Source organism: Corynebacterium gerontici, assembly GCF_003813985.1.
GTDB classification, from domain to species: domain Bacteria; phylum Actinomycetota; class Actinomycetes; order Mycobacteriales; family Mycobacteriaceae; genus Corynebacterium; species Corynebacterium gerontici.
Map to the genome: position 1 here is coordinate 821701 of NZ_CP033897.1, position 26236 is coordinate 847936.

At 58.7% G+C, this 26236-nt stretch carries 29 protein-coding genes; 15 read left to right on the top strand and 14 right to left on the bottom strand.

The features are described 5' to 3' along the window. The first annotated feature begins 132 nt into the window (after positions 1 to 132). Positions 133 to 567 carry a hypothetical protein gene (locus tag CGERO_RS03915; protein ID WP_123933570.1) on the top strand — a complete coding sequence of 145 codons (435 nt, stop codon included), beginning with the start codon at positions 133 to 135 and terminating at the stop codon, positions 565 to 567. After that, the gene (locus tag CGERO_RS03920; RefSeq protein WP_123933571.1) at positions 560 to 910 is read left to right on the top strand and encodes a transcriptional regulator; all 351 of its coding nucleotides are present in this window, start codon (positions 560 to 562) and stop codon (positions 908 to 910) included. The genes CGERO_RS03915 and CGERO_RS03920 overlap by 8 nt, the downstream gene beginning before the upstream one ends. Here CGERO_RS03920 and CGERO_RS03925 read toward each other — a convergent pair. Continuing rightward, positions 907 to 1245: a DUF5997 family protein gene (locus CGERO_RS03925; RefSeq protein ID WP_123935914.1), complete on the bottom strand. Its 339-nt coding sequence runs from the start codon at positions 1243 to 1245 to the stop codon at positions 907 to 909. The two genes, CGERO_RS03920 and CGERO_RS03925, sit on opposite strands and share 4 nt — an antisense overlap. Before the next feature lie 62 nt (positions 1246 to 1307). On the opposite strand from CGERO_RS03925, the gene CGERO_RS03930 reads away from it, so the two are divergent. The 3 genes from CGERO_RS03930 to CGERO_RS03940 all read left to right on the top strand — a co-directional run bounded on the left by CGERO_RS03930 (position 1308) and on the right by CGERO_RS03940 (position 3302). Continuing rightward, positions 1308 to 1973, top strand: coding sequence for a LysR family transcriptional regulator substrate-binding protein (locus CGERO_RS03930; RefSeq protein ID WP_123933572.1), 666 nt, complete (start codon positions 1308 to 1310; stop codon positions 1971 to 1973). A gap of 130 nt (positions 1974 to 2103) precedes the next feature. Further along, positions 2104 to 2691 carry an LGFP repeat-containing protein gene (locus CGERO_RS03935; RefSeq protein ID WP_164470263.1) on the top strand — a complete coding sequence of 196 codons (588 nt, stop codon included), beginning with the start codon at positions 2104 to 2106 and terminating at the stop codon, positions 2689 to 2691. Positions 2692 to 2744: 53 nt separating this feature from the next. Further along, positions 2745 to 3302 (top strand): GNAT family N-acetyltransferase, encoded by a 558-nt coding sequence (locus CGERO_RS03940; protein WP_123933574.1) that lies wholly within the window; start codon positions 2745 to 2747, stop codon positions 3300 to 3302. A gap of 48 nt (positions 3303 to 3350) precedes the next feature. Here the strand turns inward: CGERO_RS03940 and CGERO_RS03945 are convergent, their stop codons facing one another. The 3 genes from CGERO_RS03945 to glpX all read right to left on the bottom strand — a co-directional run bounded on the left by CGERO_RS03945 (position 3351) and on the right by glpX (position 6557). Beyond that, complete coding sequence (locus tag CGERO_RS03945) at positions 3351 to 3860, bottom strand: GNAT family N-acetyltransferase (RefSeq protein ID WP_123933575.1); 510 nt, start codon at positions 3858 to 3860, stop codon at positions 3351 to 3353. Positions 3861 to 3958: 98 nt separating this feature from the next. Next, a complete protein-coding gene (locus CGERO_RS03950; RefSeq protein WP_123933576.1) occupies positions 3959 to 5362 on the bottom strand; it encodes a class II fumarate hydratase in 1404 nt (467 codons plus the stop codon). 187 nt (positions 5363 to 5549) lie between these two features. Further along, positions 5550 to 6557 (bottom strand): class II fructose-bisphosphatase, encoded by a 1008-nt coding sequence (gene glpX / locus CGERO_RS03955; protein WP_123933577.1) that lies wholly within the window; start codon positions 6555 to 6557, stop codon positions 5550 to 5552. A 211-nt stretch (positions 6558 to 6768) separates the two neighbouring features. On the opposite strand from glpX, the gene CGERO_RS03960 reads away from it, so the two are divergent. After that, on the top strand, positions 6769 to 7338 hold the full coding sequence (locus tag CGERO_RS03960) for a DUF4245 domain-containing protein (protein ID WP_123933578.1): 570 nt from the start codon (positions 6769 to 6771) through the stop codon (positions 7336 to 7338). On the opposite strand, the gene CGERO_RS03965 is transcribed toward CGERO_RS03960, so the two are convergent. Then, entirely contained in the window at positions 7335 to 7595 is a 261-nt protein-coding gene (locus CGERO_RS03965; protein ID WP_123933579.1) for an exodeoxyribonuclease VII small subunit, read from the bottom strand. The genes CGERO_RS03960 and CGERO_RS03965 overlap by 4 nt on opposite strands. 13 nt (positions 7596 to 7608) lie before the next feature. After that, positions 7609 to 8817 (bottom strand): exodeoxyribonuclease VII large subunit, encoded by a 1209-nt coding sequence (xseA, locus tag CGERO_RS03970; RefSeq protein WP_123935915.1) that lies wholly within the window; start codon positions 8815 to 8817, stop codon positions 7609 to 7611. Positions 8818 to 8891: 74 nt separating this feature from the next. Here xseA and CGERO_RS03975 point away from each other — a divergent pair, with 74 nt between their 5' ends. Then, on the top strand, positions 8892 to 9857 hold the full coding sequence (locus CGERO_RS03975) for a 4-hydroxy-3-methylbut-2-enyl diphosphate reductase (protein ID WP_206423919.1): 966 nt from the start codon (positions 8892 to 8894) through the stop codon (positions 9855 to 9857). Positions 9858 to 9909: 52 nt separating this feature from the next. Here CGERO_RS03975 and CGERO_RS03980 read toward each other — a convergent pair whose 3' ends face one another. The 4 genes from CGERO_RS03980 to CGERO_RS03995 all read right to left on the bottom strand — a co-directional run bounded on the left by CGERO_RS03980 (position 9910) and on the right by CGERO_RS03995 (position 14456). Beyond that, on the bottom strand, positions 9910 to 11058 hold the full coding sequence (locus CGERO_RS03980; protein WP_342768159.1) for a DUF6542 domain-containing protein: 1149 nt from the start codon (positions 11056 to 11058) through the stop codon (positions 9910 to 9912). A 43-nt stretch (positions 11059 to 11101) separates the two neighbouring features. Then, positions 11102 to 12511 (bottom strand): AI-2E family transporter, encoded by a 1410-nt coding sequence (locus tag CGERO_RS03985; protein ID WP_377017802.1) that lies wholly within the window; start codon positions 12509 to 12511, stop codon positions 11102 to 11104. A gap of 148 nt (positions 12512 to 12659) precedes the next feature. Further along, on the bottom strand, positions 12660 to 12827 hold the full coding sequence (metS, locus tag CGERO_RS03990; RefSeq protein WP_123933583.1) for a methionine/alanine import NSS transporter subunit MetS: 168 nt from the start codon (positions 12825 to 12827) through the stop codon (positions 12660 to 12662). A gap of 3 nt (positions 12828 to 12830) precedes the next feature. Continuing rightward, entirely contained in the window at positions 12831 to 14456 is a 1626-nt protein-coding gene (locus CGERO_RS03995; RefSeq protein ID WP_123933584.1) for a sodium-dependent transporter, read from the bottom strand. A 259-nt stretch (positions 14457 to 14715) separates the two neighbouring features. Between CGERO_RS03995 and ychF the strand changes: the two genes are divergently transcribed. Together ychF and CGERO_RS04005 are read left to right on the top strand one after the other, a co-directional pair. Next, positions 14716 to 15801: a redox-regulated ATPase YchF gene (gene ychF / locus CGERO_RS04000; protein ID WP_123933585.1), complete on the top strand. Its 1086-nt coding sequence runs from the start codon at positions 14716 to 14718 to the stop codon at positions 15799 to 15801. Positions 15802 to 15902: 101 nt separating this feature from the next. Further along, positions 15903 to 16424 carry a type 1 glutamine amidotransferase domain-containing protein gene (locus CGERO_RS04005; RefSeq protein ID WP_123935917.1) on the top strand — a complete coding sequence of 174 codons (522 nt, stop codon included), beginning with the start codon at positions 15903 to 15905 and terminating at the stop codon, positions 16422 to 16424. Positions 16425 to 16440: 16 nt separating this feature from the next. On the opposite strand, the gene CGERO_RS04010 is transcribed toward CGERO_RS04005, so the two are convergent. The 3 genes from CGERO_RS04010 to CGERO_RS04020 all read right to left on the bottom strand — a co-directional run bounded on the left by CGERO_RS04010 (position 16441) and on the right by CGERO_RS04020 (position 19175). After that, positions 16441 to 17310, bottom strand: a complete 870-nt coding sequence (locus CGERO_RS04010) for a patatin-like phospholipase family protein (protein WP_123933586.1) — start codon at positions 17308 to 17310, stop codon at positions 16441 to 16443. Between the two features lie 400 nt (positions 17311 to 17710). Further along, a complete protein-coding gene (locus tag CGERO_RS04015; RefSeq protein ID WP_123933587.1) occupies positions 17711 to 18253 on the bottom strand; it encodes a hypothetical protein in 543 nt (180 codons plus the stop codon). Between the two features lie 10 nt (positions 18254 to 18263). Beyond that, on the bottom strand, positions 18264 to 19175 hold the full coding sequence (locus CGERO_RS04020) for a DUF808 domain-containing protein (RefSeq protein ID WP_123933588.1): 912 nt from the start codon (positions 19173 to 19175) through the stop codon (positions 18264 to 18266). Between the two features lie 101 nt (positions 19176 to 19276). Between CGERO_RS04020 and zupT the strand changes: the two genes are divergently transcribed. Both zupT and CGERO_RS04030 read left to right on the top strand, forming a co-directional pair. Then, entirely contained in the window at positions 19277 to 20065 is a 789-nt protein-coding gene (zupT, locus tag CGERO_RS04025) for a zinc transporter ZupT (protein WP_123933589.1), read from the top strand. A gap of 157 nt (positions 20066 to 20222) precedes the next feature. Continuing rightward, complete coding sequence (locus tag CGERO_RS04030) at positions 20223 to 20816, top strand: ECF transporter S component (RefSeq protein WP_123933590.1); 594 nt, start codon at positions 20223 to 20225, stop codon at positions 20814 to 20816. Here CGERO_RS04030 and CGERO_RS04035 read toward each other — a convergent pair. After that, positions 20761 to 21852, bottom strand: a complete 1092-nt coding sequence (locus CGERO_RS04035) for a chloride channel protein (RefSeq protein ID WP_164470265.1) — start codon at positions 21850 to 21852, stop codon at positions 20761 to 20763. The genes CGERO_RS04030 and CGERO_RS04035 overlap by 56 nt on opposite strands. A 47-nt stretch (positions 21853 to 21899) precedes the next feature. On the opposite strand from CGERO_RS04035, the gene CGERO_RS04040 reads away from it, so the two are divergent. The 4 genes from CGERO_RS04040 to CGERO_RS04055 all read left to right on the top strand — a co-directional run bounded on the left by CGERO_RS04040 (position 21900) and on the right by CGERO_RS04055 (position 26185). Further along, a complete protein-coding gene (locus tag CGERO_RS04040) occupies positions 21900 to 23267 on the top strand; it encodes an ABC transporter ATP-binding protein (protein WP_123933592.1) in 1368 nt (455 codons plus the stop codon). Continuing rightward, complete coding sequence (locus CGERO_RS04045) at positions 23264 to 24016, top strand: energy-coupling factor transporter transmembrane component T family protein (protein WP_123933593.1); 753 nt, start codon at positions 23264 to 23266, stop codon at positions 24014 to 24016. Before CGERO_RS04040 ends, CGERO_RS04045 begins: the two co-directional genes overlap by 4 nt. Then, positions 24013 to 24492 (top strand): nucleoside/nucleotide kinase family protein, encoded by a 480-nt coding sequence (locus tag CGERO_RS04050; protein WP_123933594.1) that lies wholly within the window; start codon positions 24013 to 24015, stop codon positions 24490 to 24492. The genes CGERO_RS04045 and CGERO_RS04050 overlap by 4 nt, the downstream gene beginning before the upstream one ends. Before the next feature lie 118 nt (positions 24493 to 24610). Further along, positions 24611 to 26185, top strand: coding sequence for a peptide ABC transporter substrate-binding protein (locus CGERO_RS04055; protein ID WP_123933595.1), 1575 nt, complete (start codon positions 24611 to 24613; stop codon positions 26183 to 26185). Positions 26186 to 26236 lie beyond the last annotated feature (51 nt).

Sequence of the window (26236 nt, forward strand, 5' to 3'; positions counted from 1 at the left end):
GGTGCAAAGTTGCACGATGTGAATTTTGCTGCGTTGGCAAGTGGGAGTGTTCTGTAGCATACTTGCCGCGATGGAAACTCTGCGGGTAGTGTTGCCAGTACGGAAACTCTAAGAGTTTTGAGGAGGCATCCCATGGACGACTTCACCTATGCCAAACGGCTTGAACAGGCTCAATCTGGAAAGAGCATCTACTGGGTACCCGCCATGATCGGAGGAATGACCGGCCTCATCTTCTTTTTGCTCTTGCAACGCTGGCCGCTCTGGATCATCATGACGCTTGTTGTGCTCATGCTTGGAATCGCTGGCGTGAGCTCATATCGCAACGGTGTGCGTGTGGCAACGCGACAGCCAGTAGACGCGCAAGCTCCTATGCCACTCTCGGCCGTGGCACTCATGGTGGTGTGGATGCTGGCATTCTCCATGCTGAGCAACTCGTTGCGTGAGACGATTGCCGCCCAGTCCTTAGAAATTCAGGTGCTGGCGTGTCTCGCAACGTGTGCGCTCACCGCGCTGGTGTTTTGGCGAATCGAGCAAGAACGTGAGAAAGCGTTAGCACGCCATGACTAGCCTTGACCCCATCGTTCACCCGTTACCACGCCTAGCCATCTGCGCCACGCTGTATGGGGCTTCGGCTTTTGAGGGAAGAAATGAGATGCGATTTTCCCGCTTGTCAAAAGCAACCGAGCTTTCCGCAAGCGCATTGTCGAAGCATCTACGTCACCTTGAGCAGGCTGGTTACGTAACAAAGTTTCGCGAAATCGGATCAACCCGCGCCAAGGACGTACTTTGGCTGCAGCTCACTGAAGCCGGCCTCCAGGCGTACCTCCGGCACATGGACGCCCTGCAACGTCTTGTGGAAAAAGAAAACCCGCAGCCGAATGCTGTGCGGGCGGTGAGTGAAGAGCGTTAGCCCTCAGAGCCTTCAGATTGCTCTTCGCGCTGCTGCGCTAGTGCTGTGCGGGCCTTCCGAAGCCACTCGGGTTGATCTTCCAGCAGTGCCTTAATCTCCTCAGTGGTCAGCGCCTTGTCCATATCGTTGCGCTTGAGCGCTGCAATGGTGATGCCAAGCTTTTGCGCCACCACCGGTCGCGGATGCGGGCCGGTTCGGCGTAGTTCCTGCAACCACTCCGGTGGGGTGTGCTGCAACTCGTTGAACTCATCGTGGGTGAGTGCAGACTGCTGAAATTCTTCAGGAGCGGCAGGCAGATAGATGCCCAACTTCTTCGCCGCAGTTTGCGGCTTCATTGCTTTGCCGGATGGTTTACGTGCAGATGCTTCATTCACGCCATCAACGCTAGCATTAGTTCATGCTTAGCTTGAGTTTTGTCACTGGCACGGAGCCAGACAAGTGGTTCCAGCGCTTCCAAGATCGCACCCTCCACGGAGGGCTGCAGGCGCACGGCAGTGATGATCCGGTGCAAGAGCTTTTCGACGCCACCGTGGACCTCGCGCTGGTGCGCTTGCCGGACGCGCGCGTTGAGCGAGCCCTCGAGGAATATCACCTTGTGCGCCTCTATGAGGAAGCGCCCGGCGTCGCGTTACCGAAAGATCACACGCTCACGCTCATGGAAGAGATACCCGCCGAGGAATTAGTGGATGAAACGGTGATGGCTACCTATCAAGGGCCAGAGCATGTGCAAGAGATCCGCGATGGGCTGCAAGTGGTGGCAGCGAACGTCGGTGTGGTTTTCGCGCCGCGCCCGATGCTCAAAGTGCTGTGCGGAAAGAAGGTTGAGCATCGCGGGCTCCTGGGGAATCCGGGAGATGCCACCACCATTGCCTTGTTGTGGAGGAAAGAGCGCGATGCCGACGATATTCAAGACTTTGTGGGCATTGCGAAGGGACGCACGATGAACTCGTCTCGGCAACAGAAAACCAAAAAGCCGCGGACGGTAAAGAGGAACAGTGACCGTGTACCGAACAAAAAGTCTCAGCGAAATCGTCAGCAGCGCGGGCGCGGGAGACGTCGATAAGCGAAATCAAGCAAGGTTACGAAGGAATAACGATTTTTATGCTTTTGTCCTAATGGCTTGATAAGTGCCAAAGGGGTACAGCATTATTGTTGTCGGTAATCAAAAGTATCTTGAAAGGATGCCTGAACTTATGAAGATGAAGCGTACTCTCGCTATCGCAACCACTGTCGCCCTCGGCTTCGGCGCCGTTGCTTGCTCCGATGCAGAAGAAGCTGCCAAGGATGCCGGAAACGTTGTTTCCTCCGCTGCTGGTGAGGCTAAGGACAAGGTGTCCGAGGCAGCAACCGACGCCACCGACAAGGCTTCTGAGGTTGCTTCCGACGCCAAGGACGCTGTCCAGGACGACGCCGACCTTCAGGAAGTTCAGACCGCTGCCGGCGAGACTGCAAAGGTTCCCGCCGAGCTGAAGGACGCCATCGCAGAAAACGAAGCTGAGATGGGCAAGCTGCAGGAAGTTAAGGAAGGCCCCAATGGCACCTACCTGGCAATCCTTGAAGATGGTCAGATGCTTGCCTGGAACGGCAGCGAAGTAGTGCCCGTGGTTGGCAAGATCGGTGAGACCTGGGTTGGCATGGGCGGCCTTGACTCCGAGTTGGGCGCACCAAAGTCCGCTGAGCAGACCATCGACAAGGGCTGGACCCAGGACTTCGAGCACGGCACCATCAACTGGACCGCGGACGAGGCTGGCGTTTTCAGCGCTGAGACCGTCAAGAACTAGATTCGAATCGACGAAGTTTGCAAACAAGGCGTGGCTGATAAAGAATCGTTGCCATGCCAGATAAGGACTTCGTCATTCGTCCGCTGCGCCGGGCCGATTTCGGCCAGGTGCAGCAAATCTATCTCTTAGGCCTGGAAACCGGAAACGCCTCCTACGAGGTAGAAGCCCCGAGCTGGGAGCGATTTTCCAAGGCCAAGATTCCCGAATCCCTCTACGTTGCTGTGGAAGCAGACAACGACGAAAAGGTGATCGGCTGGGTTGCCGCAGCCCCGATTTCAACCCGAAGCGTCTTTCACGGAGTGGTGGAAGATTCCATTTATATTCATCCCGATGCCCGCGGCCGTGGTGTCGCAGGTGCCTTGGTGGATCAACTCATCGAAGTGTGCATCAAACTCAACAAGTGGGCCATTCATTCGTGGATCTTTCCCGAAAACGTTGGCTCCGCGAAGCTGCACGAATCACGCGGTTTTGAAAAAGTGGGCACGCTACGCCACCTAGCAAAAATGACCTACGGGGAATATAAAGGTCAGTGGCGCGACACCGACATTTGGGAAAAGCTATTGCCGAAGCCGGAAATCGACGATGAAACAGCGGCTGCGCTGCATGATTAAACGCAGCGCGCACGAGCACTCGGACCCAGTCCGGGTGCTTTTGTGCTTTCAGGCACCCCCAGCCGCAGGAGTGGCACCTCGGGCAGGGCAATATTCGTAGGTGAGCAACTCGCCTTTTTCCACCAACTTGGCTCCCACGGCCTCGGCAACTTTCTGCGATGCCACGTTGGCGGGAGCTATTTCAATGATGAGGCAAGCAATGCCTTGGTTCCACGCCCACTGCGCCGCTGCTTCCAACGCCGCGCGCATGAGACCTTTCCCGCGCGCCCACGGTGCAAGGTTGTACCCCACCGAATAGCCCCTGGGATCCTCGCGGACCTCAATGTTTCCGCAGTAACGGTCATTTGCCATGATTGCCCATCGCAGAGCATCTCCACGCAAAAACTCAAAGGCCATGTTCAAGGTGTAATTTTTGGGCACAGTGGTGAATTCCTGGGTGGCGGGATCCATGCAAGAACGCTGTAGATCAACGGCGATGTCATCGAGGTTTTCGCTCTGCGCAAGGTTTGACCATGGCATCAAGGTGGCGCCGGGAATTTCAAGTGTTTCTACCTGCATGGAGACTTCCTTGTTGAAGGTGAGGGCGAGACAGCACCTCAGGATAAAGCGATCCCCCGCGAGGCGCTGCCTCGCGGGGGATGCCTCGAACAGGGGGCTTATTTATCGCGATCCGTGTTGGCCATTGCCAGCACGTCGAGGCGCTTGTCCAGCTCGTCCTCGGTGAGCTTATCGCCGTCGACGAAGCCCATGTCAATGACGGTCTGGCGGATGGTCTTGCCTTCCTTCAGAGCGGTCTTGGCAACCTTCGCTGCGTTCTCGTAACCGATAGCGGAGTTCAGCGGGGTCACGATGGAGGGCGAAGACTCAGCCAGCGTCTTCATGCGCTCCTCATTAGGCTCGATGCCATCGACGAGGCGCTCTGCGAACACGCGGGCGGTATTAGCCAGCAGGCGAGAGGACTCGAGCACGTTTCGGGCCATCATCGGGATGAACACGTTGAGCTCGAAAGCGCCCTGGGCGCCACCGAAGGCGACTGCGGCGTCGTTGCCAACCACCTGAGCGGCAACCTGCGTTGCGGTTTCGCACAGCACAGGATTGACCTTGCCGGGCATGATGGAAGAACCCGGCTGCAAATCGGGAAGGTGGATCTCGCCGAGGCCGGTGAGTGGGCCGGAGCCCATCCAGCGGATGTCGTTGGCGATCTTGGTCAGCGACACAGCAATGGTGCGCATTGCACCGGAGAACTCAACCAGACCGTCGCGGTTCGCCTGAGCCTCGAAGTGGTTGACGCATTCGCGTAGTTCTTCTACGCCGGTGAGCTTCTTCAGCTCGGCGGTGACCTTCTCGCCGAAGTCTGCGGGGGTGTTCAGGCCGGTACCAACGGCGGTGCCGCCGATGGGGAGCTCACCCAGGCGGGGGAGTGTGGCCTCGACTCGTTCAATGCCCGCCTGAATCTGGCGAGCGTAGCCGGAGAACTCCTGGCCGAGGGTGACGGGCACGGCGTCCATGAGGTGGGTGCGACCGGACTTCACCACGGTCTCCCACTCTTTGGCCTTCTTTGCCAAGGACTCCTGCAGCACCTTCAGACCGGGGATAAGGTCCTTGACGGCAGCCTCGGTAGCTGCGACGTGAGTGGCGGTGGGGAAGGTGTCGTTGGAGGACTGTCCCATGTTTACGTGGTCATTGGGGTGAACCTCAACGCCATTTTTCGCGGCGATGGAGGCGATGACCTCGTTGGTGTTCATGTTGGAAGAAGTACCGGAACCTGTTTGGAACACGTCGATGGGGAACTCAGCGTCGTGCTTGCCGTCGGCAATTTCCTTAGCAGCCGCGATAATGGCGTCGGCCTGCTCTGCGTCGAGCAACCCACGATCCTTATTGACCTGTGCACACGCTGCCTTCAGCAGACCCATGGCACGGATCTGGGCGGATTCCAAGCCGCGGCCGGAGATTGGGAAGTTCTCCACGGCGCGCTGCGTTTGTGCACGCCACAGGGCGTCAACAGGCACCTTCACTTCGCCCATGGTGTCGTGTTCGATGCGGTATTGCTGTTCAGCCATAGAGTGTTTCACCTTCACGTTGATCGTTGATTGTGTGATGGGCACGGCTTCGCACCAAGATGCGAACGCACCACGTGTTTCCAGTATGCCCAAAACTGGGTGTGTTGTGCTGGCGATCAAGCAACCAAGGCTGCTGTGAGAACGCACACAGAAGGCCCCGCGCTCGTTAACACAGGGCCTTTTGTAATTAGTCGCGGACGCGAGAGTAGTCCACTACGGAGTATTCCTGCAGCTTAGAAAGCTGGTGAGTGGATTCAATGAAGCGGATCGTGCCGGACTTCGAGCGCATCACCAGAGAGCGGGTGGTGGCGCCGTTGGCGCGGTAGGAAACGCCACGCAGCATATCTCCGTTGGTTACGCCCGTTGCAACGAAGAAGCAGTTATCGCTTGAGACTAGATCGTGGGTTCCCAGTACGCGTCCGAGCTCGTGGCCGGCTTCGCGAGCTTTCGCAGCTTCCTCGTCGGAGGTGGGGTGCAAGATGCCCTGAATCTCGCCACCCATGCACTTCATGGCGCATGCAGCGATGATGCCTTCGGGGGTGCCGCCGATGCCCATCATCACGTCCACGGAGTTGGATGCCTGTGCTGCGGCCACTGCGCCGGCCACGTCGCCGTCGCGAATCAAACGCACCTTTGCGCCAGCTTCGCGGATCTCGCGGATCAGATCCTCGTGACGCGGGCGGTCGAGCACCACAACGGTGGTATCGCCCACGGGGATGCCCTTCGCTTTGGCCACGGCCTTGATGTTGTGCGCCACCGGTGCCTCGATATCGATGGAACCCGCTGCCTCGGGGCCGACCGCGATCTTCTTCATGTAGAACACTGCCGATGGGTCATACATGGAGCCGCGTTCAGCGGCAGCGAGGACGGAGATGGCGTTCGGGCGGCCTTCTGCCATCAAGGTGGTGCCGTCAACGGGATCCACGGCGATGTCCACCTCAGCACCTTTGCCGGTGCCTACTCGTTCGCCGTTGAAGAGCATTGGGGCTTCGTCTTTTTCGCCCTCGCCAATGACAACAACACCGTTCATTTCCACGGAATTGATCAGCTTGCGCATCGCGTCCACGGCGGCGCCGTCGCCCTCGTTCTTCATGCCGCGACCAACCCAGCGGCCGGAAGCCAAGGCTGCAGCTTCGGTGACGCGGACCAGCTCAAGCGCTAGGTTGCGATCTGGAATTTCGGAGTGTTGATTCATGAAAACGCTGCCTCCTCGACATGCGATGCGCGATTTGCGAAGTATTACCCCCTTATTGTTCCACCACCTGCTACCCCCATGTGCCCACTTTCCACCCATTTGGGGGTTGAAATCGGATATTTTTGCGGGGGTAATAGTGTTTGCTTTTCGACGTTCCACGCCGTCACCACCAATGTGATTCGCAGGGGTGCGGCGTGCCATACTCGTTAGCGTGGCTGAAGAGAAACCTCGTATTTATCAAGGCGGGAAAGACATGGTGCTTTCCCTTGGCGCCATCATTGTGGTGATGGTGCTCGCTGTCGGTTTTACCGGTATGTGCAGCTTTAATAAGGGGACACCTGAAAACGGGCCCGTGCGCGAGGTGGACGCTGATACATTCCTGCAGATTGAATCGGGTGCGATGGATTATGCATTAAGGATCCCACCGCATTTCGATGGGTGGGTTCCAAACTCAGCTCGTCGCACCGCCATCGGTGGGGAAGCGGCGCCGAGCGTGGGGTGGGTGGTCAACGACGAATCCTATGTGCAAATGGTGCAAACTGGGTTGTCCGAGCAAGATGCGGTTCGCGGCTTTGATGAATCACCACGGGAACTCAGCGATACCCGCAGCGTCCATGGGGTTGAAATTCACACCTACACCTCTGAAGAACGCGACGTCCGACCCCTCTACGTTGCTGATCTGAAAGACGAGCGTTTAGTCGTTTCGGGCGCGGCGCCTCAGGAGGACTTCGACAAAATCATCGTTGAAACTGCTCAACAGGATCCGGTGAAGCAGGGCTAATCACTCTCTGGGATGCGAGCAGCCTGTTCAAGCGCTTGCTCCACCCGCTGGGCAGCACCGGCGAGGTGCTCTTCGCAGCGTTTCGCCAACGCTTCACCGCGTTCCCAGTACTTCAGGGATTCATCGAGACCCATCGAGCCTTGCTCAAGGATCTGTACCACCTCCTGCAGCTCATTGCGCGCTTGTTCATAGGAAAGATCCTCTACCGGATCAAAGGCGTTTTCGCCGGTACCGCGTCCGATTACGTCGTCACTCATCTCTAGCATCCTTCTAATTCGCTGGGGCGTTCTGCATCGCTGCTGCAACAATCGAGCCATCCGCAACGCGGATACGCAATTGGCTGCCGGGTGGCGACATCTCATAGCTTGTCACCACTTCCGCTTCGCTACCATCGCGGGGCACCACCTGCACGATGGCATAGCCGCGTCCCAGCGTTGCCGCGGGGCCGAGAACTTGTAATTGACCACGCAAGCCTCGAACCGTTTGATCTTCGTGCTGCAGCACATATCTGACTTCTCTTCGCATCCTTGCGCGTAACTGCTCAACCTGCTCGCCACGCTGAGCAATTGCCCGTAGGGGCTGAGCGAGGACGGGGCGAGAGCGCAAGGCCTCGATGGTTCGTGCCTCCCTTCGCACCCAACCGCGCAACGCAGCGGCAGCGCGGGCGCGCAAGTCGGACACGAGGGCGCGTTCAGCAAGCACGTCTGGTACCACGCGCTTTGCGGCGTCAGTTGGGGTTGCGGCGCGAAGGTCCGCAACATCATCGAGGATCGGCCGGTCACGGTCGTGGCCGATAGCTGAAACCACGGGTGTGCGTGCGGCGGATACCGCGCGCACCAGCGCCTCCTCGGAAAAGGGAAGCAGCGTCTCAAGGGCACCACCGCCACGGGCGATGATGATGACATCTACTTCTGGCATGGCGTCGAGCTCTTCCAAGGCGGCGATGATTGCAGGAACTGCGCCTGCGCCCTGCACGAGGGTATTGCGGACTTCAAACTGCACCTCGGGCCAACGCTCGCGCGAGATTGAAAGAACATCGCGTTCGCCGTCGGAGCCGCGCGAGGTAATCAAACCAATTCTGCCTGGCAGAAACGGCAAAGCTTTTTTGCGTTGGACGTCGAAAAGCCCTTCCTGCGCCAGGCTGGCGCGGCGTTGCTCAATCTGAGCGAGTAACTCGCCGATGCCGACGGGCTGAATCTTGGTGACCCAGAGTTGGAAGTCGCCGTTTTTGGCATAAAAGGATGGTTTGGCCCACACACGGACGCGGTCGCCATCTTTAGGCAGTGCCGGGAGGGCCTGGAGGATCTGTGGACGAAACGTTAAGCGCACGGAGTCCTCTTTTGAAGGATCGCGCAACGTTGCGTAGGCGAATGCCCAATTGGGTGAGGACTTGACCTGCAGTAATTGACCCTCTACCCAGATCGTGCCGAGTTTTTCAATCCAGCCCTTGACGGCTTGATTGAGCTGGTGCACCGACATGGTTTTTTCTTGGCTTTGCTCCACCCTCGATCCTTTCTCGCGCAAGCCAGCTTAGAACATTTATGCTTGTTGCCATGACCTCTCACGAGACGAATCAACACAAGCGAGTCCTCGTCGCCGCTCCCCGTGGCTACTGTGCGGGCGTAGACCGTGCAGTCGAAACCGTAGAAAAAGCACTTGAGAAGTATGGTGCCCCGGTGTACGTGCGCAAGGAAATCGTGCATAACCGCTATGTGGTGGATACCCTCGCCGAACGCGGTGCGATCTTCGTCAATGAAACCGATGAGGTCCCAGAAGGCGCAAACCTGGTGTTCTCGGCCCACGGAGTGAGCCCCGCAGTGCACGAGTCGGCTGAAAAGCTGCAACTCAAAACCCTCGACGCAACCTGCCCGCTCGTGACCAAGGTGCACAATGAGGTCAAGCGTTTCGCGCGCGACGGCTACCACATCCTGCTCGTCGGGCACGAAGGGCATGAGGAAGTGGAGGGCACCGCGGGGGAGGCTCCTGAGGTCACTCATCTTGTCGATGGCGTTGAAGGCGTCGAAGCGTTGCCTGAGTGGTTGGACGATGAAAAGCTCGTGTGGCTGTCCCAAACCACCCTTTCGGTGGACGAGACGATGGAGATTGTGAAAAAGCTCCACCAGCGCTTCTCACATCTGCAGGATCCACCGAGTGATGACATCTGCTACGCCACCCAGAACCGGCAGGTCGCCGTGAAGGCCATCGCCGGGGAATCTGATCTTGTGATCGTGGTGGGCTCGCAAAACTCCTCTAACTCCAAGCGCTTGGTGGAAGTGGCGCTGCAGGCCGGCGCCGGCGCCTCGTATCTGGTGGATTACGCCTCGCAGATTGATGAAGCATGGCTCGAAGGCGTGAGCACCGTTGGTGTCACCTCTGGTGCGTCCGTGCCTGAGATCCTGGTCCGCGATGTGCTCCAGTGGCTCGACGAGCGTGGCTACAGTGACGTTAAGGAAGTCACCACGGCAGCGGAGAAAATTACCTTCGCGTTGCCAAGGGATCTACGCGCGCCGCGATCCTAAAAAGAAGAAATGAGGCCGCTTCGTTGCTGGCCTCATTTTTGTTTGCCGGTTCTTAGCGGCGGAATCGCTCGTCGCCCTGGCGCGTAGGGCGAGGTTGGTTGGCTCGTTGAGGACGCCCACCACGTTGTGGTTCGCGAACGCGCCTGACCGGTGATTGATACGCCTCCCGCTCGAATGCTTCTCGACTTCCTCTACGCTCCATAGACTCCCCCTGACGGCGGGGCTCGCGTGGGCCTTCCATCCGGCCCTGGCGGGCATCGGGATGGGGGCGAGTGGGGCGCCCGGGGCGCTGGGGCTCACGACGGATGTCGCGTGATGCGCGGGGATCGAAGCGTTCCTCGAAGCGTTGAGCCCGTCGCTGTTCTGGTCGCGGCCGCTGGGAATACTGGCGGGATGCTGCTTCTCGAAGATCCGGGCGTGCGCCACTGGGGCGGCGAGGACCATGTTCAACTTCGTGTTGGAATCGTCCCTGGGGCGTTTTGCCCACCACTCGCTTGGAATCCTCTGGCCTAATGCGCAGGGCACCCGGGTCTGGATAACCGGCGCGTTCTCGGGAGCGTTCGTACTCCCGACGCTGGGGACGAGGCCTGGGGCCGGATGGTTTGGTTGCTGCGGGTTTGTTGTGCCCGCGACTTTTCTGCAGCAGCTCATCAACAGTGACCTGCGATTCTTTACTCTGTTTCCGGGCCCTACTTGCAGCACGGCGATTGCGTCGATCCGCTTCGCGTTCGCGTTGACGTTGGGCGCTCAACCGCTCATTTGCGTGCTTTTGAGTGCTTCCACTGAGGAATTTCACTCTGAGAAAAGCAATGATGGCCGCCGCAAGCGTCACGGCGATCAGAATTGGAAAGTGCTGAGCAAGCGGGTACACCGCAGTGATGATCTGTGTCTTGCTCACCGGAGCGCCGTCGGCGGCTCCATCTCGTACAAGGAACCACGCGGAGCTTAGAAGCGCGATGGCGAACAGGATTGGCATGCTGGCAACCAGCATCGCCAACCCGCGAGTTTCAGTCACAATAACGAGCACCAGGGCAGCGAGAATAAACAACCCAAAAAATGGCCAGCCCAGTCCGCCAAGCCAAATGGAAATCAGAGCGCCGCTGATCAGCGATGCGCAGAAAATGCCCATGGAGGTATGCAGGGGGAGCCCTTGCAAGGACTTCTGCTTTTTCACCTCATGGGCATGGCTTGGCTCTGGCATGTGCGACACGTGCAGTTATGTTACCGAGTCGGACTTTTAAAACCTAGGAGCCCGAGGAGTTCGTGTCGTTTCCGGATCCCTCGTGATCTCTTTGCACCTCTTGCTCGGCTTCCATAGCGTCGGCGAAGACGTCGCGATCAGTGCGCCTCTTAGAAAATACTTGGCTCAAGACGCCTTTTGCACCTGCTGTATTCTTGCGGGTCGACGCTTCTTCACTGGCGTATCGGGCTGCCTTTTCAGCTCGCCGCCGCTCCCCATCAATTTCGCTCATTCGAGCGCCCTTGGTCCCGTGGGAGGTAGCGAATTCGATATCGTCGATCGTTTTTTCACCACTGCGTAGCGCAATCATGTCTTGGAGGTAGCGCAGAATTACAGCAATGGTCGCGGCGAATGGCACCGCCAAGAAGGCACCAACGATGCCGAAGAGGCCACCACCAACCGTCACCGAGATCAACACAATCACCGGGTGGAGGTTCATTGCCTTGGATTGCAGCAGCGGCGAAAGGACGTTGCCCTCCAACTGTTGGACGGCAAGCACGATGAGCAGGGTGATGATCGCTTTATTTACGCCCAAGGTGACCAGCGCAACCAGTACCGCAACGAAGCCAGAGACGAAGGCACCGATGATGGGGACAAAGCCGCCGAGGAACGTCAGGACTGCGAGCGCCAACGCCATTGGGACACCGAGAATGACGAGGCCGCCGCCGATAAAGACTGCGTCGATGAGGGAAACGAGTGCCTGCGCGCGAATGAAGCCACCCAGGGTGTTCCATGCGCGGCTCAACAGCTCCGTGAGGTGCCAGCCAGCGCGACGTCCGGCGACCGAACGAACCCAGGGGAGGAAACGGTCGCCGTCTTTGAGGAAGAAGAACGTGAGGACGAAAACGATAGCGAGGGTGGCAATGACCGAGGTGGCCATGTTAATGCCGGAGAAGATTTCGCTGGCGATGGCGCCGCTTTGTTCTTCAAACCATTGGGCGATCTTGTTGACCTGGTTAGCAAGCTCCTGGGGATCCAGGTTGAAGGGCGGACCTTGGAGCCACAACTGCACCTGTTGGATGCCTTCGAAGGCTTGGAAATACAAGGTCTGGGACTGGCTGGCGATGCTTGGTGCCATCAGGTAGATCAGGCCACCGATCACGCCGAAACTGGTCAGCAATGACACTGCCGCCGCAAGACCAGCAGGCAAACCACGCTGACGCATCCAATGCGTTGGTGGCCACAGCACCGTGCATACGATGATGGCCAAAATGATTGGCAGCACACCACCCCACAAGGGTTTGAGCACATGCCAGCCTGCATAGAAGGTGACGGCAATAATGAGAATGCGAACGCACCAAAGCGCGAACACGCGGACGCCATCGCCGATCACTTCCGAGCGATCGACGGTTTGCCGATGCTGATCAATGTCCTGGGGCGCTTCGTATTCGCCATGTTCACTATTGTTTTGCACGCATATATCGTGCACTATGCGGGACGTTTGTGCACGTTTTGCATCGGGATGTCCGAGCCACGCTGTCTGGTTTTGCTGCAAAACGGCGAAAGCCCGCCACACCAAGCAGGGTGACGGGGCAAATCGGTAGCTGGAAAGCGTGGATGGATTAGCGGACTTCCTGAGCGATAAGGACTTCGTCGGTGGCGAAGTCGTGTTCGCCAAGAATCCCCGATGTTTCATCCGGGTGGCGGTTCAACGTGAGCAAGGAAACGGCGAAGCCGCCCCAGATGACGACCATGAACAACACCATCATGATGATTGCTGCTGAAGACATGAGCTAGCGCTCCTTTCGGCTGTACTGTTCGATGGCAAAGCCTGCAACGCGGCGGCGCGATGGATCATATTTCGTAGGCATTTCCGGGGTGAGGGCGTGGTCAGGATCCACACCGAAATCGGAGCCGGGAGGTCCGTCCACCGGGGTGGAGGAAGGCCAACTGACGAGGCTCATCACTAATGAGAACACAGTGATGAACGCGATCACTCCCCAGCCAAACCAAGCCACTTGCGTGGGGTCGTAGCCGCCGTAGGGTTCGTCGAGAAGCTTGAGAAGTTCCTGGATCAAGGTAAAGCCCAAGACGAGGGAGGTGAGGTTTACAACGCAGATGCGCCACATGGTGCCAACGTGGAAAGAGGACACCATGTTCAGGTGCAGGGAGAATTCGTCGATGCGACGCAGCACCCAGTCCAGGACCACAATCGCGATCAACGCGATGGCGACGATGCCCACGTTATTGGTGAACTTATCCACGATGTCCAGGTGCATCAGGCCGGAGGTAGTGGAGAACATCAGCAGCGAGATACCCGCCATGATGATGCCCAGGCCAATGGCGGTGGTTTTGCGCGGCAGGCTCAGCTTGTCCTTGATGGCAGACACTACGACCTCGAAAAGGGAGAACAAGGAGGTGAAACCTGCGATGGTCAATGAGCCGAAGAAGAGCACTCCGAAGAGGGCGCCCATGGGCATCTGGTTGATGATGGCGGGGAAGGCTACGAAGGCGAGACCGATGCCGGAGGTGGCTACCTCATCAACCTCAACGCCTTGTTGCGTGGCCATGAAGCCAAGTGCGGCAAAGACGCCGATACCAGCGAGCACCTCAAAGGAGGAATTCGCAAAAGCGGTGACCAGGCCGGTGCCTGAAAGATTCGTGCGAGGCTTGAGGTAGGAAGCGTAGGTGAGCATGATGCCGAAGCACACCGAAAGGGAGAAGAAGATCTGGCCATAAGCCGAGATCCACACTGTGGGGTTCCTCAGCGCATCCCAGTTGGGGGAGAAGAAGGCATCGAGGCCCTTGGCGGCGCCGTCGAGGAAAACCGAGCGCACCACGACAATGAGGAATAAAACGGTGAGCAGCGGCATGAAGAGTTTGGATACTCGACCAATGCCGGCGTCCACGCCCATCGCCAGCACGATGACGGCGGCGATCCACACAATCGCGAGGGTGAGAGAAATGGCAGGAACGAAATCAAATGAGAAGCTGGCCGAGTTATCTGCCTTCAGGAAGGATTCCCCAAAATACGTTGCGGGATCATCGCCCCACGCAAGGTTCGCGCTTTTCACGGTGTATAAGGCAGCCCAAGCGATAATTGCCGCGTAGTAGATGGTGATGAAGAAGCTCACGCCTACCTGGAACCAGCCCACTGGCTCAGCCCAACGCTTAATGCGGCGGTACACCAGGGGAGCGGAACCGCGGTAGCGGTGGCCGAGGGCGTAATCGAGGAAGAGCAGTGGGATGCCGGCGGTGAGCAGGGCGATCAGATACGGCACGAGGAATGCGCCACCGCCGTTGTCATAGGCCACGTAAGGAAAGCGCCAAATGTTACCCAGGCCCACCGCAGAACCGATGGCGGCGAGGATAAACACCCAACGTGAGGAGAACGTTTCACGTTGCTGGTTTTGAGACATGAGAGAACCTTTCGAGGAAAAGGTGCGAAAAAGAGGTGCTACCCGACGTCGCGAATGAGGGGATAAAGGCGCGACAAAGCAAAGGTAAGGGATGCAATTGCACGAAACGGTGATGGTGGACCTGTGGTGCAGTGCTCAAGTGTGCGGTGGGTTGGCCGCATTTGCGGTATGGATTGTATCACTATGTGGGACAATCGTTGTGATTGCCTCCTAGGTATTGGCGCCGGGTAAGGAAGTTGGGCTGATAGGATACCCAACCGTGAGTCTTACACTTGGAATCGTCGGCCTGCCCAACGTGGGCAAATCCACCCTCTTTAACGCACTGACCCGCAACGATGTGCTCGCGGCAAACTACCCCTTTGCCACGATTGAGCCCAACGTCGGCTTGGTTGAGCTGCCTGATGCGCGCCTTGATCGCCTCGCCGAGATCTTCGGCTCCGAGCGCATCCTGCCCGCCACCGTGTCGTTCGTGGACATCGCGGGCATTGTGAAGGGCGCGTCCGAGGGTGAGGGTATGGGCAATGCCTTCCTCGCGAATATTCGTGAGGCCGACGCCATTTGCCAGGTGGTGCGCGCCTTCGCCGACGATAACGTGATCCACGTGGATGGCAAGGTGGATCCCAGATCCGACATTTCGGTAATCAACACCGAGTTGATCCTCGCTGATCTGCAGACCGTGGAGAAAGCCCTGCCGCGCCTGGAAAAGGACGCCCGCAAGAACAAGGACCTCGCCGCCACCGTGGAAGAGGTCAAGAAGGCGCAGGCCGTGCTCGAAGACGACCGCACGCTGTTCTCCGCATCCAAGGCCGGCGAAATTGATCTTGCCCTGCTGCGCGAGCTGCACCTGATGACGGCCAAGCCCTTCCTCTACGTGTTCAACTCCGACGAAGAGGTGCTCACCGACGACGCGCGCAAGCAAAAACTGCGCGAACTAGTAGCACCGGCCGACTGTGTTTTCCTGGACGCCAAGACCGAAACCGAGCTGCTCGAGCTGGACGACGAAGAGAAGATGGAGCTGCTCGAAAGCGTCGGCCAAGACGAGCCAGGCCTTCACTCTTTGGCCAAGGCCGGCTTTGCCACGCTCGGCCTGCAGACCTACCTCACCGCAGGCCCCAAGGAATCCCGCGCCTGGACCATCCACAAGGGTGATACCGCCCCCAAGGCCGCTGGTGTGATTCACACCGACTTTGAAAAGGGCTTTATTAAGGCCGAGGTCGTGTCCTTCGAGGATTTGGATGCCGCCGGTTCCATGGCCGAAGCAAAGGCCAAGGGCAAGGTCCGCCAAGAAGGTAAGGACTATGTCATGGCCGATGGTGACGTGGTGGAGTTTAGGTTCAACGTCTAATTCAGCTCAGAAGTAGCACCTAGCCTACTTCCATCTCCATCATTATCCTGGGGCGTCCCGTGGGCGTCGAAAAGCAAGATGCCCTGAGAACAGGAGAAATGATGACTGACCTGAGCAACAAGACCATCGCCGTGATTGCAACTGATGGCTTTGAGGATTCGGAGCTGACTTCACCGCTGGAGGCTGTGAAGCAGGCGGGTGCCACGGTGAAGGTGGTGTCCACGAAGACCTCGCCAATCGAGGGCAAGAATGGCACCAAGGTGGACGTGAATCTGAGTACCGCCGAGGCTGCTACGCAAGAGTTCGACGGCATCATTTTGCCTGGTGGTACGGGCAATGCTGATCACATTCGCATGGATGAGCACGCGGTGGCGCTGGTGAAACAGCACGTAGGGGCGGGCAAGCCGCTCGGTGCCATCTGTCATGCGGCGTGGATTCTCACCGATGCCGATGTGCTTAAGGGGCGCACGCTGACTTCCTACCCTTCGCTTCAAACGGATCTGCGCAATGCTGGCGCTACCTGGGTTGATGAAGAGGTGGTGGAGGATGCTGGCCTGGTGAGCTCGCGCACCCCCGATGATCTGCCTGCTTTCAACGCGAAGCTGCTGGAAATCTTCGCCTAACCGCGCCTCAAGCTACCTAGTTCAAGAACTCCATCCAGGAGTTCCACTCCCGCTTGGTCTGCGCCACGCCGCAGTTCCAGGCGTTTTCGAGTTTTTCGCGGTTGCGCTCGGTGTTTTCGATGCTCAAGTTATCGGGGTAGAACACTAGTGCTTGCCCGCTCGCTTCGAGCTCATCGATCTTTTTCGCTTCCGCGTTGTAGCGGGCGGGGCGCCTGATCATCGCCTCAGCAACGGCGGGGCGCTTGCGCAGTAGCTTGCGCGCCAGTGCGGGGCGGGATAGTTCGGGCCGCACATAGCCGCGTGGCTTTGAGCGCAGGACGAGGAATTTATCAAAGCCGGCGTCGATCGCTGCTTGGATCAACAGTCCGCCCGTTTCGCCTAGGGCTCCGTCGACGTATTCCACCCCGTCGATTTCGGGCACGGGCATGAGGCCGGGCAGGGTCGAGGAGGCGCGTGTCTTGCGCATGAGGTCGTTGAGGTCACGGAAGTCTTCGCGTCCCCAAAACACGTTTTCTCCGGTGTCGGCGCGGGTCGCGGCGATACACATCGGTGTGGGGTCTTGGGTGAAGGTTGCCCAATCGAAGGGGATGTCGCCGTCGGGTGCGCCCGCGGTTTCGTAGATGTATTCCACGTTGAAGTAGCCTTTGCCCCGCAGCATGGACTTCATTCCACCGGATTTTGGGTCGCTGGCAAGTTCCACGAAAGACAGTCGTGAGCGCTGCCGGTCGTGGGAGAGGAAGTTCACGGTGTGGCTGGCTCCTGCGCTGACTCCGCCGACCCAGCCGAAGTGCACGTCGTGGGCCAACAATTGGTCAATGCACCCGGCGGTGTAGGCGTTGCGCATTCCGCCGCCTTCGATCACCAGTGCTACATCCTTGGCTAGCATCCGTGCTCCTTTGTCTGCTTTTCGACGTCCCACGTACACACTCTTCACGTGGTCGCAAGGTGCTCTCCAATGTAAGTGATAGTTTGTGCTATCACAAAGCGGGGAGATCGTGCCCAAGCTACCAGAAAGCGCCACAACACCCGGAGTGTCGGTGGATGCATCATGCGATAGCGTCCGTCGCCGGAAGAAGTGACGCCATGGTTGAGCAATTTCTCTGGCGTGTGCTTTCACCAGCAACTCTGGCTTGGCATCGCCATTGATGTCGCTGAGGTGCTGCAATGCCGACGCATGAGCTTATCGCTACGGCTGTGGTGAGCCCCTTAAACGAGGGGCGTATTTGTTCACTTCCTGTTGGGATATTCCCTGCAATAATCGTATGCGCTCTTTTATCGCGAGCGAACTATTTTTCTCCCGAAAGATGCTCAGCATTCTCAGGCTGCTGGCTCAACTGATCCCACGAGTTGATGGGGTGGGGTGGCGCATCGGTTTTGGGTGCGCGGTCGCAGAGGGTAAACCAAATTTGTAGTGCAAAGCAGGCAATCATCAACCCAAAACAGCAGTAGGGCATGAGCTGCCCGAGTTGATTGTCGGGGAACAGTCCGTAGACGGCTGAATCCTGAGTATCCCCGTAATCGCCCATGCCAAAGGTGAGGAGCAAGGTCGATCCCCACATGCCGATGAATGCGGCACTCGCCCTCTTGCTTAATGCCTTGGGGTCTCGTTGTGCGGGGAAAAGTACCGCCAGCGCGGCGAGCGCGAGTAATGGCAGGATATGGAGGATCGCTACGAACACGTAGGCCATGAATATCCATCCCACCAGGCCGGAGGCGATGCGGCCTAACACCACGCTGCCAGGGATCAGGATGGGGGAGCCCATGGTCAGCCAAAAGCACACGCGCTGCCAAGCGCTCGCCGTTTGCGCGGAAGTGGTTGGTGCCTCCATTGCAATGCGCCTAGTGCTTCTTCAGCGGCAGCAGGTGCAGAATACCCACCACGATGAATCCAACGATGAGGCCGAAGATGAGCGAGCAAATCGTCTCAACAATCCACTCCACAAAGCCTCCTAGATGCTCAACTGCGTGGGTGAGATAATGCACGATGTCGTGCGGAGTGTGCCATCCAAGAGTATCGGTGCCCGTGAGGAGAATGTGGCCGCCGACCCAGAGCATCGCAAACATGCCGATGATGGAGATGGTGGCGAGGATCTTTGGCATCGCTTTCACCAACATGCTGCCGAATTTCTGTGCGCTGGCGGATTCCTTCGCTTGGAAACGCAGGCCCAAGTCATCCACCTTGACCAAAATGGCGACGGCGCCGTACACCAGGGCGGTGATGGCGAGCGCTACCATAAGCAGCACGCCGAGTTCCATCCAAAAGCTTTGGTCTGCCACCTCATTGAGCGAGATCACCATGATCTCGGCGGATAGGATGAGATCCGTGGTCACCGCACCGCGAACGAGCGCGTCTTCGTCTTTCACCCCGGCTTCTTCTTGCGCCTCGTGTTCTTCGCTGTGGAAGAGTTCGAGCACTTTCTCGGCGCCCTCGAAGCATAGGTAGGTGCCGCCGACCATTAGCAGGGGAGTCAGCGCCCAGGGGGCGAGCGCGTTGAGAGTAAGAATGATCGGCAAGATGATGACGATCTTGTTGATCAACGAGCCCTTGGTGATTCGCCAAATGATTGGCAGTTCCCGTGCCGGGGTGACCCCTTCAACGAAGCGCGGTGTGACTGCAGCATCGTCTACGACAACGCCGGCGGCTTTGGCGGAGGTCTTCGCTGCTGCGGCGGCCACGTCATCCAGGCTGGAGGCAGCGGTTCTGGCGATGAGCGCTACGTCGTCAAGCAATGCAAAAAGGCCACCGGCCATGAACATCAACCCTTAATGAAATATATTATTGTTAACTTGATTTCCTGATGAGGGTCGGCCGTCGAACCTCAATCCCATCGATAAGAAAGGTTACTGCACTCTTGGACGTTTCAGTGCTCCAAGCGTTCGCGCTTACCCTCTTCGCGGGCCTGTCCACAGGCGTCGGAGCAGGTATCGCTGTGGCGCGTAAACGCCCCACCGAAGGCTTCTTAGCCACCACGTTGGGGTTTTCGGCAGGCGTCATGCTCTACGTGTCCTTCGTGGAGATTCTGCCGGAGGCCTTTGAAAAACTCACCGAATCCATGGGGGAGCGGGCCGGATCGTGGACTGCGGTGGCTGCTTTCTTCGCGGGTATTGCCATCATTGCAGTCATCGACAGACTCGTGCCGGAGCCGGTGAACCCCCACGAACCCGGGAATCTCGAATCGGCGCGGCGCAGCAAGATGATGCAGATGGGCATGCTCACAGCGCTTGCCATCGCGATCCACAATTTTCCAGAAGGGTTCGCTACCTTCTTAGCTGGCCTGGATGACCTCAAAGTGGCACTTCCGGTGGCGGTGGCGATCGCCATTCACAACATTCCGGAGGGCATCGCCGTCGCCGTGCCCATTCGCGAAGCCACCGGCTCCAAAGCCAAGGGCTTCTGGTGGGGGCTGATTTCCGGGCTTGCTGAACCCCTCGGCGCAGTGATCGGCTACCTCTTGCTCCTTCCGCTCATCGGGCCAGGCGCGCTGGGGGTGGCGTTTGCATCCATCGCCGGCATCATGGTGTTTATCAGCCTTGATGAGCTCCTTCCAACCGCCGTCGCAACGGGCAAACACCACAGCGCCATCTATGGATTGATCGCAGGAATGGCGGTGATGGCAATGAGCCTCTTGCTCTTCATCTGACCCCGTGCGGTAGGATCGCCAAACGTATAAGTCAATCTTCACGGGAGCCCGGCGCCAGGAAAACTCCACCTGCCGAGCTGAGATTCATCGCGGGATTTTTCGGTGTGATGCCAACCGTTCAACCTGATCCGGGTAATGCCGGCGGAGGGAGCTCTTCATGGCAACGATCAATCGCAAGTGGCGCGTCATCGACATCGTGATCGCCAGCATCCTTGGCATCGCCGTCGGCCTGATTTTCTGGGTGTGGAATGGCATCGGTGGTGCTTGGTACGCCGCCGCCAACGCAGTCACGCCCGGTCTTGGTGGCATTGCCGCAGGCACATGGCTGCTCGGGGGTGTGCTGGGCGGCCTCGTGATCCGTAAGCCCTTTGCCGCGATCTACGTGGAAGTGTTGGCTGCTTCTGTATCTGCGGCCTTTGGTAACCAGTGGGGAATTGAGACGGTGTATTCGGGCATCGCCCAGGGGCTAGGCGCCGAGCTGATCTTCTTCCTTTTTGCTTATCGACGCTTCGGTCTGCTCATCGCAGCGCTATCCGGCGCAGGCGCCGGCGTTGGGGCATTCGTGCTGGAGTTTTTCCTCTCCGCAAATTACGCAAAGTCGGCCATGTTCAATATCACTTACCTGAGCATGCTGATCGTCTCAGGTGCGATACTCGCGGGCGTACTGGGCCACTACCTCGTCAAGGCGCTGGCATCTACCGGCGTGCTTGACCGCTTTGGCGCCGGGCGAGAAGCGCGGAAGCTGGTATAGCGAAACCAAGCATCGACGCGACCACCCAGGGATCCGGATGCGTCAATTCGATGGCCATCATTGCCGCGAACAGCGGCGCGCGCTGCGTGACCGCCAACGCAGCGGCGCCGCCGAACAACGCCAGCGCAACGGCATCGGCCCCCACAAAAGCTGCGAGCATCGCTCCGGCTGCGCCGCCCACCGCGAGCGAAGGCGTGAGCACACCGCCTCGCGCACCTGCGCGCAAGCACAGGCAAGTCAGTGCCAATTTTGCCAGCAGCAGTGCCGCGGCCTCTACGCTGTGCAAGTTGCTGTGAAACGCCAAGTCCAGCACCAGCTGCCCATTGCCCGTCACCGCAGGCAATACCTCGGCTACCAGCAGCACCACGACCACTGCCGAGGGGACGCTCAGCATCAGCCACGTGCCCGATACACGCCGGTGAATCTGGCGCTGTGCAAGCCCGGAGAACACCCAGCCCAAACCGCCGCCAAGCAGCATTGTTGGCAACAGCAACAGCAACGTCGTTGTGTTCATCGCAGCGTCAGGGATGGAATAAAAAGCGTGATTGCCAATCAGTGGCCACGCTGTCACCGTGGCGATACCGCTGGCAAGGGCTGCGAAGATCACAAGGGTGGGGTGGCATTTCCTTCCCAGTACCTCGATGGCATAGAGCGCTCCGGCAATCGGAATGTTGTACACAGCGGCAAGGCCAGCACCGGCGGCCGCGATGCTGAGGTGGCGCTTGTATGTTTCGGGAATCCACACCCGCTGTGCGATGGCGGACGCCACTTGGCGCGGGGCTTGTTCGCGGCCCAGGGAGGCCCCGGCCCCTACGACGATGAGCTGCGCGGTGGCGTCGACAAGCACATGCAACAGGCTGTGATTTCGTCCGCGCAGCCACCACCACATACTCGCGCCCAGTACTGCGAGGAACATACTGAAATACCAGGTGGTGCTGTGTTCGATCAGGTGCACCAGCATGGTCATCCCCGCGCCGATCAGTCCAGCAGCCACCCCAACGGTGACAAGCGAGCTGACGATGGCAAGAGGCTTCATAGATATCAGCATCCCATAACTGCACTTCGAGGAAAGGGTGGCGCTCGATGGCTCACATCAGCGTAAAGGATTTTTCTTATCGTCACGCCAGCCGGCGCGATTTCGCCCTGCGCAACATCACCTTCGAAATCGAGCATGGCCAAAAACTGCTGCTGCTTGGCGCATCGGGATCCGGCAAGTCCACCCTGCTGCACGCCATGGCCGGTTTGCTCGGTGAAGATGAAGGAGAACACAGTGGCGAACTCGTGGTCAATGGCGTGCCAGGCATGGTGCTGCAGGACCCGGACTCGCAGGTGATTGCTGCCAAAGTCGGCGATGATGTGGCGTTCGGGTGCGAAAACATGGGGATCGAACGCGAAGAGATCTGGCGCAGAGTGCCTAAGGCGCTTCACCGCGTTGGACTCGACCTCGCCCTGGATCACCCAACCCACGCGCTCTCCGGTGGTCAAAAACAGCGCCTCGCCTTGGCGGGCGTGCTCGCGATGGGGGCAGACATCGTGCTGTTGGATGAACCAACCGCGAACCTGGATCTCGAGGGCGTGCAGGAAGTAGTGGCGACCGTGGATCAGCTCGACACCACCGTGATCGTGGTGGAACACCGGGTGAGCACCTGGATTGATCACGTCGATCATGTGGTGGTCATTGGCGAGGATGGGGTGCTAGCGCAAGGCAGCCCGCAGCAGGTGCTGGAAAGCCAAGGGCGACGACTGGCGGACGCCGGCGTCTGGGTGCCCGGTGTGGATCCCGAATTGCCGCCGGCACTGCAATGTCCCACACACGCCCCGGCGATTCTAGAGGCGAGGGATCTCAGTGTCGGTTGGGATACTCCTTTGCACCGCATCGATCACTTTGATCTGCATGAGGGATACTCCACTGTCATTAGCGGTGCCAATGGCACGGGTAAAACCACCTTCATGCTCACGCTGGCGGGTCTGCTTCCAGCGCTCGGTGGCGAGGTTCGAGCCAGCGCTGCGTTGTCGGCTGGAAAGAGCGCAAAACCGCACGCGTGGAAGTCCAAGGACCTCGCCCGACGCATCGGGTATGTGTTTCAAGATCCCGAACACCAGTTTGTTGCCAAAAGTGTGCGCGAGGAAATACTCGTTGGGCTTGAGGGGGAAAGGGCACAGCGTCGCGCGGACGAGGTGCTAGAGGTGCTGGGGCTGGCTAAACTTGCCCAGGCAAATCCTTTCACGCTTTCGGGTGGGCAAAAGCGAAGGCTCTCCGTGGCAACAGTGTTGATTCATTCACCGAAGGTGGTGATGTTGGATGAGCCGACCTTTGGCCAGGACCGAAACACCTTCATCGCGCTGGTGACATTGTTGCGAGAGCTCACCGAGCACGGAACCACCGTGTGCTCCATCACCCATGATCCGCTTTTCCAACGCGCGCTCGGGGATTGCGAGGTGACGTTGTGATTCACGCTGAATTCAACCCTGTCGCCCGAGTCTTGGCGCTGCTGCTGCTCGCCACACCGCTGCTGCTCAGTGTGGATGTGGTTTCTTCCTCCGTTGCGGTGCTGTGCACCCTGGTATTAGCGGTGGTGCTCGGGCCGCGACTAGGAGTGATACTCAAACGCAGTGTGCCTCTGCTACTTGCGGCGCCGCTTGCCGGTCTCTCCATGCTCCTTTACGGCGCGCCCGAGGGGCGAGAGTACTTCGCCTTCGGTTTCGCTCACGTTACTGAAAACTCCGTGTCCCTAGCCCTCGCCGTAATGGTGCGCGTGTTCGCCCTCGGGCTCCCAGCCATCGTGCTGTTCAACAACATCGACGCCACCTCGCTTGGCGACGGTCTCGCGCAGATCCTCAAACTTCCAGAACGTTTTGTCGTGAGCGCGGTCGCCGCGGGACGGATGATCGGCTTGGCGCGGCGGGATTGGGACGCTTTACAGCGCGCACGAAGAGCGCGAGGCTTGGGGGAGCAGTCACCCCTGCGCAAAGCATTCTCGCTCACCTTCGGGCTGCTGGTGCTGACGCTACGGCGCGGGGCAAAACTAGCAACTGCCATGGAAGCCCGCGGATTCGGCAGTGATCGCCCACGAACGTGGGCTCGCGAATCCAAACTCCATGGCCGCGACGTGCTGCTCATGCTGACGTGTTTGTGCGTCGGCCTGGGCTCGTTGCTGGTGGCGCATCTCAGCGGAGATTTGAGGCTCTTCGGCGCATGATTGTGTTGATCGACGGCCCATCGGGCGCAGGAAAAACCACGTTCGCACACCGCCTCCAGTCGATCCTGGGTTGGCAACTCGTGCACCTCGACGATCTCTACCCGGGGTGGGGTGGGCTGGCACAAGGCAGCGCCCTGGTGGCTGAAGAGGTAATTCCAAAACGGCGAGTGCGCCATTGGGATTGGCAACACGGCCGTCCGGGGGTAGTGAGCAACCTGGCGCCGGGTCCGCTCATCATCGAAGGCGTCGGGGCGCTCAGCCAAGCCAATCTCGCGACAGCGCGACAGGCAGGCGAGGTGTTCAGTATCGTGCTGGATGGTGCCCCAAGCTGGAGAAAAACCCGCGCATTGAGTCGCGATCCCGATTATGCACTGCACTGGCAACAGTGGGCGGAGCAGGAGGCGGAACATTTCGCGTCGATGCCAACCCCGGACGTTATGTGGTGGGAGGGGGAGCCCACGAACGTTCCAATGTGACGTGGCTACCACTATTTCTTTCTGTGTGTCGAGTCGCACTGCTAGGCTTTGGCGTTACAGCGACGAACGTTGCCACTTGAGTGGCTCGTTCGGCCCGAAGTCTCAGAAGGAGTCGAAGATGAAGTTGAAGAAGGCGGTGGCTCTTGCCACAGGTGCTGCAGTCGCGATGACCATGGCGGCATGTTCCTCCGATGGCTCTGGCGATGGCGCCAATTATGTGTCTGCTTGGGGCTCTGAGCCCCAGAATCCGCTGATTCCAGCGAATACTAATGAAACCGGTGGCGGCAGAATCGTCGACCTCATCTACTCCGGTTTGGTGTACTACGACGCAGATGGCCAGGCACACAATGATCAGGCCGAATCGATTGATCTCGAGGGTGACAAGACTTACAAGATCAAGCTAAAGGAAGGTCTTGAGTTCTCCGACGGCACGCCGATTACCGCACAGGACTATGTGGATACTTGGAATGCCGCTGTTGCCAACAGCATGATGAACGCCTTTTTCTTTGAGCCCGTGAAGGGCTACAGCGAGGGTGCAAAGGAGATGGAAGGCCTGAAGGTGGTTGATGATCGCACCTTCACTGTGGAACTCACCCAACCCGAGTCCGACTTCCCATCGCGCCTGGGGTACACCGCGTACTTCGTGATGCCTTCGAAGTCGCTGGAAAACCTCGACGAAGCCGGTGAAAACCCCATCGGCTCCGGCCCGTACAAGTTGGAGAACTGGAGCCACCAGGAATCCGCCACCGTCGTACCGAACGACAAATACCAGGGTGAGCGCAAGGCTCAAAATGACGGCGTGAAGTTTGTCTTCTACAGCTCTCAAGATGCCGCCTACGCTGACTTGCTCGCCGGCAATCTGGACGTGCTCGATGCCGTGCCAGATTCTGCATTCTCCACCTTCCGTGATGAGCTCGGTGACCGTGCCGTGAACCAGCCCGCGGCAGTATTCCAGTCCTTCACCATCCCGCAAAAGCTTGAGCATTTCAGCGGTGAAGAGGGTCAGTTGCGTCGAGAAGCTATTTCCCTGGCTATCGATCGTGAGGAAATCACCAAGACGATCTTCCAAGACACCCGCACCCCGGCGAAGGACTTCACCTCACCCGTGATCGAGGGATTCTCCGAGGACCTGAAGAACGCCGACGTGCTCCGCTTTGATCCATCCAAGGCTAAGGAACTCTGGGCGAAAGCCGACGCGATCTCCAAGTACGACGGAGAGTTCACCATCTCCTACAACGCCGACGGCGGACACCAGGCGTGGGTCGATGCAGTGGCAAACCAGTTGCGCAACAACCTGGGCTTGAACGCCTCCGGCAACCCCTACCCGGACTTCAAGTCTCTGCGCGATGAGGTAACCAAGCGCACCATCAAGGGCGCATTCCGCTCAGGATGGCAGGCAGACTACCCATCCATCGGCAACTTCCTCACCCCGCTGTATGCGACGAACGCAAGCTCGAACGACGGCGATTACTCCAACCCCGAATTCGACGCCAAGCTGAAGAAGGCTGCCGAGCAGAAGAGCGTTGAGGACGGCATCAAGGAATACCAGTCGGCTGAAGAAATTCTCTTCCGCGATCTTCCCGCAATCCCGCTGTGGTACTCCAACATCACCGGTGGCTCATCCGATCAGGTGGACAACGTAACCTTCGGCTGGAACTCCCTGCCTCGTTACTCTGAGGTGACCAAGAAGTAGTCGCCCGCAATGCCCCAGCCCCGCATCGCTTTTCGACGATCGCGGGGCCGT

Coding starts and splice junctions, on each gene's coding strand:
- CGERO_RS03915 (WP_123933570.1), top strand. CDS start 133: ATGGACGACTTCACCTATGCCAAACGGCTTGAACAGGCTCAATCTGGA.
- CGERO_RS03920 (WP_123933571.1), top strand. CDS start 560: ATGACTAGCCTTGACCCCATCGTTCACCCGTTACCACGCCTAGCCATC.
- CGERO_RS03925 (WP_123935914.1), bottom strand. CDS start 1,245: ATGAAGCCGCAAACTGCGGCGAAGAAGTTGGGCATCTATCTGCCTGCC.
- CGERO_RS03930 (WP_123933572.1), top strand. CDS start 1,308: ATGCTTAGCTTGAGTTTTGTCACTGGCACGGAGCCAGACAAGTGGTTC.
- CGERO_RS03935 (WP_164470263.1), top strand. CDS start 2,104: ATGAAGATGAAGCGTACTCTCGCTATCGCAACCACTGTCGCCCTCGGC.
- CGERO_RS03940 (WP_123933574.1), top strand. CDS start 2,745: ATGCCAGATAAGGACTTCGTCATTCGTCCGCTGCGCCGGGCCGATTTC.
- CGERO_RS03945 (WP_123933575.1), bottom strand. CDS start 3,860: ATGCAGGTAGAAACACTTGAAATTCCCGGCGCCACCTTGATGCCATGG.
- CGERO_RS03950 (WP_123933576.1), bottom strand. CDS start 5,362: ATGGCTGAACAGCAATACCGCATCGAACACGACACCATGGGCGAAGTG.
- glpX (WP_123933577.1), bottom strand. CDS start 6,557: ATGAATCAACACTCCGAAATTCCAGATCGCAACCTAGCGCTTGAGCTG.
- CGERO_RS03965 (WP_123933579.1), bottom strand. CDS start 7,595: ATGAGTGACGACGTAATCGGACGCGGTACCGGCGAAAACGCCTTTGAT.
- xseA (WP_123935915.1), bottom strand. CDS start 8,817: ATGTCGGTGCACCAGCTCAATCAAGCCGTCAAGGGCTGGATTGAAAAA.
- CGERO_RS03975 (WP_206423919.1), top strand. CDS start 8,892: ATGACCTCTCACGAGACGAATCAACACAAGCGAGTCCTCGTCGCCGCT.
- CGERO_RS03980 (WP_342768159.1), bottom strand. CDS start 11,058: ATGCCAGAGCCAAGCCATGCCCATGAGGTGAAAAAGCAGAAGTCCTTG.
- metS (WP_123933583.1), bottom strand. CDS start 12,827: ATGTCTTCAGCAGCAATCATCATGATGGTGTTGTTCATGGTCGTCATC.
- CGERO_RS03995 (WP_123933584.1), bottom strand. CDS start 14,456: ATGTCTCAAAACCAGCAACGTGAAACGTTCTCCTCACGTTGGGTGTTT.
- CGERO_RS04005 (WP_123935917.1), top strand. CDS start 15,903: ATGACTGACCTGAGCAACAAGACCATCGCCGTGATTGCAACTGATGGC.
- CGERO_RS04010 (WP_123933586.1), bottom strand. CDS start 17,310: ATGCTAGCCAAGGATGTAGCACTGGTGATCGAAGGCGGCGGAATGCGC.
- CGERO_RS04015 (WP_123933587.1), bottom strand. CDS start 18,253: ATGGAGGCACCAACCACTTCCGCGCAAACGGCGAGCGCTTGGCAGCGC.
- CGERO_RS04020 (WP_123933588.1), bottom strand. CDS start 19,175: ATGGCCGGTGGCCTTTTTGCATTGCTTGACGACGTAGCGCTCATCGCC.
- CGERO_RS04030 (WP_123933590.1), top strand. CDS start 20,223: ATGGCAACGATCAATCGCAAGTGGCGCGTCATCGACATCGTGATCGCC.
- CGERO_RS04035 (WP_164470265.1), bottom strand. CDS start 21,852: ATGAAGCCTCTTGCCATCGTCAGCTCGCTTGTCACCGTTGGGGTGGCT.
- CGERO_RS04040 (WP_123933592.1), top strand. CDS start 21,900: ATGGCTCACATCAGCGTAAAGGATTTTTCTTATCGTCACGCCAGCCGG.
- CGERO_RS04050 (WP_123933594.1), top strand. CDS start 24,013: ATGATTGTGTTGATCGACGGCCCATCGGGCGCAGGAAAAACCACGTTC.
- CGERO_RS04055 (WP_123933595.1), top strand. CDS start 24,611: ATGAAGTTGAAGAAGGCGGTGGCTCTTGCCACAGGTGCTGCAGTCGCG.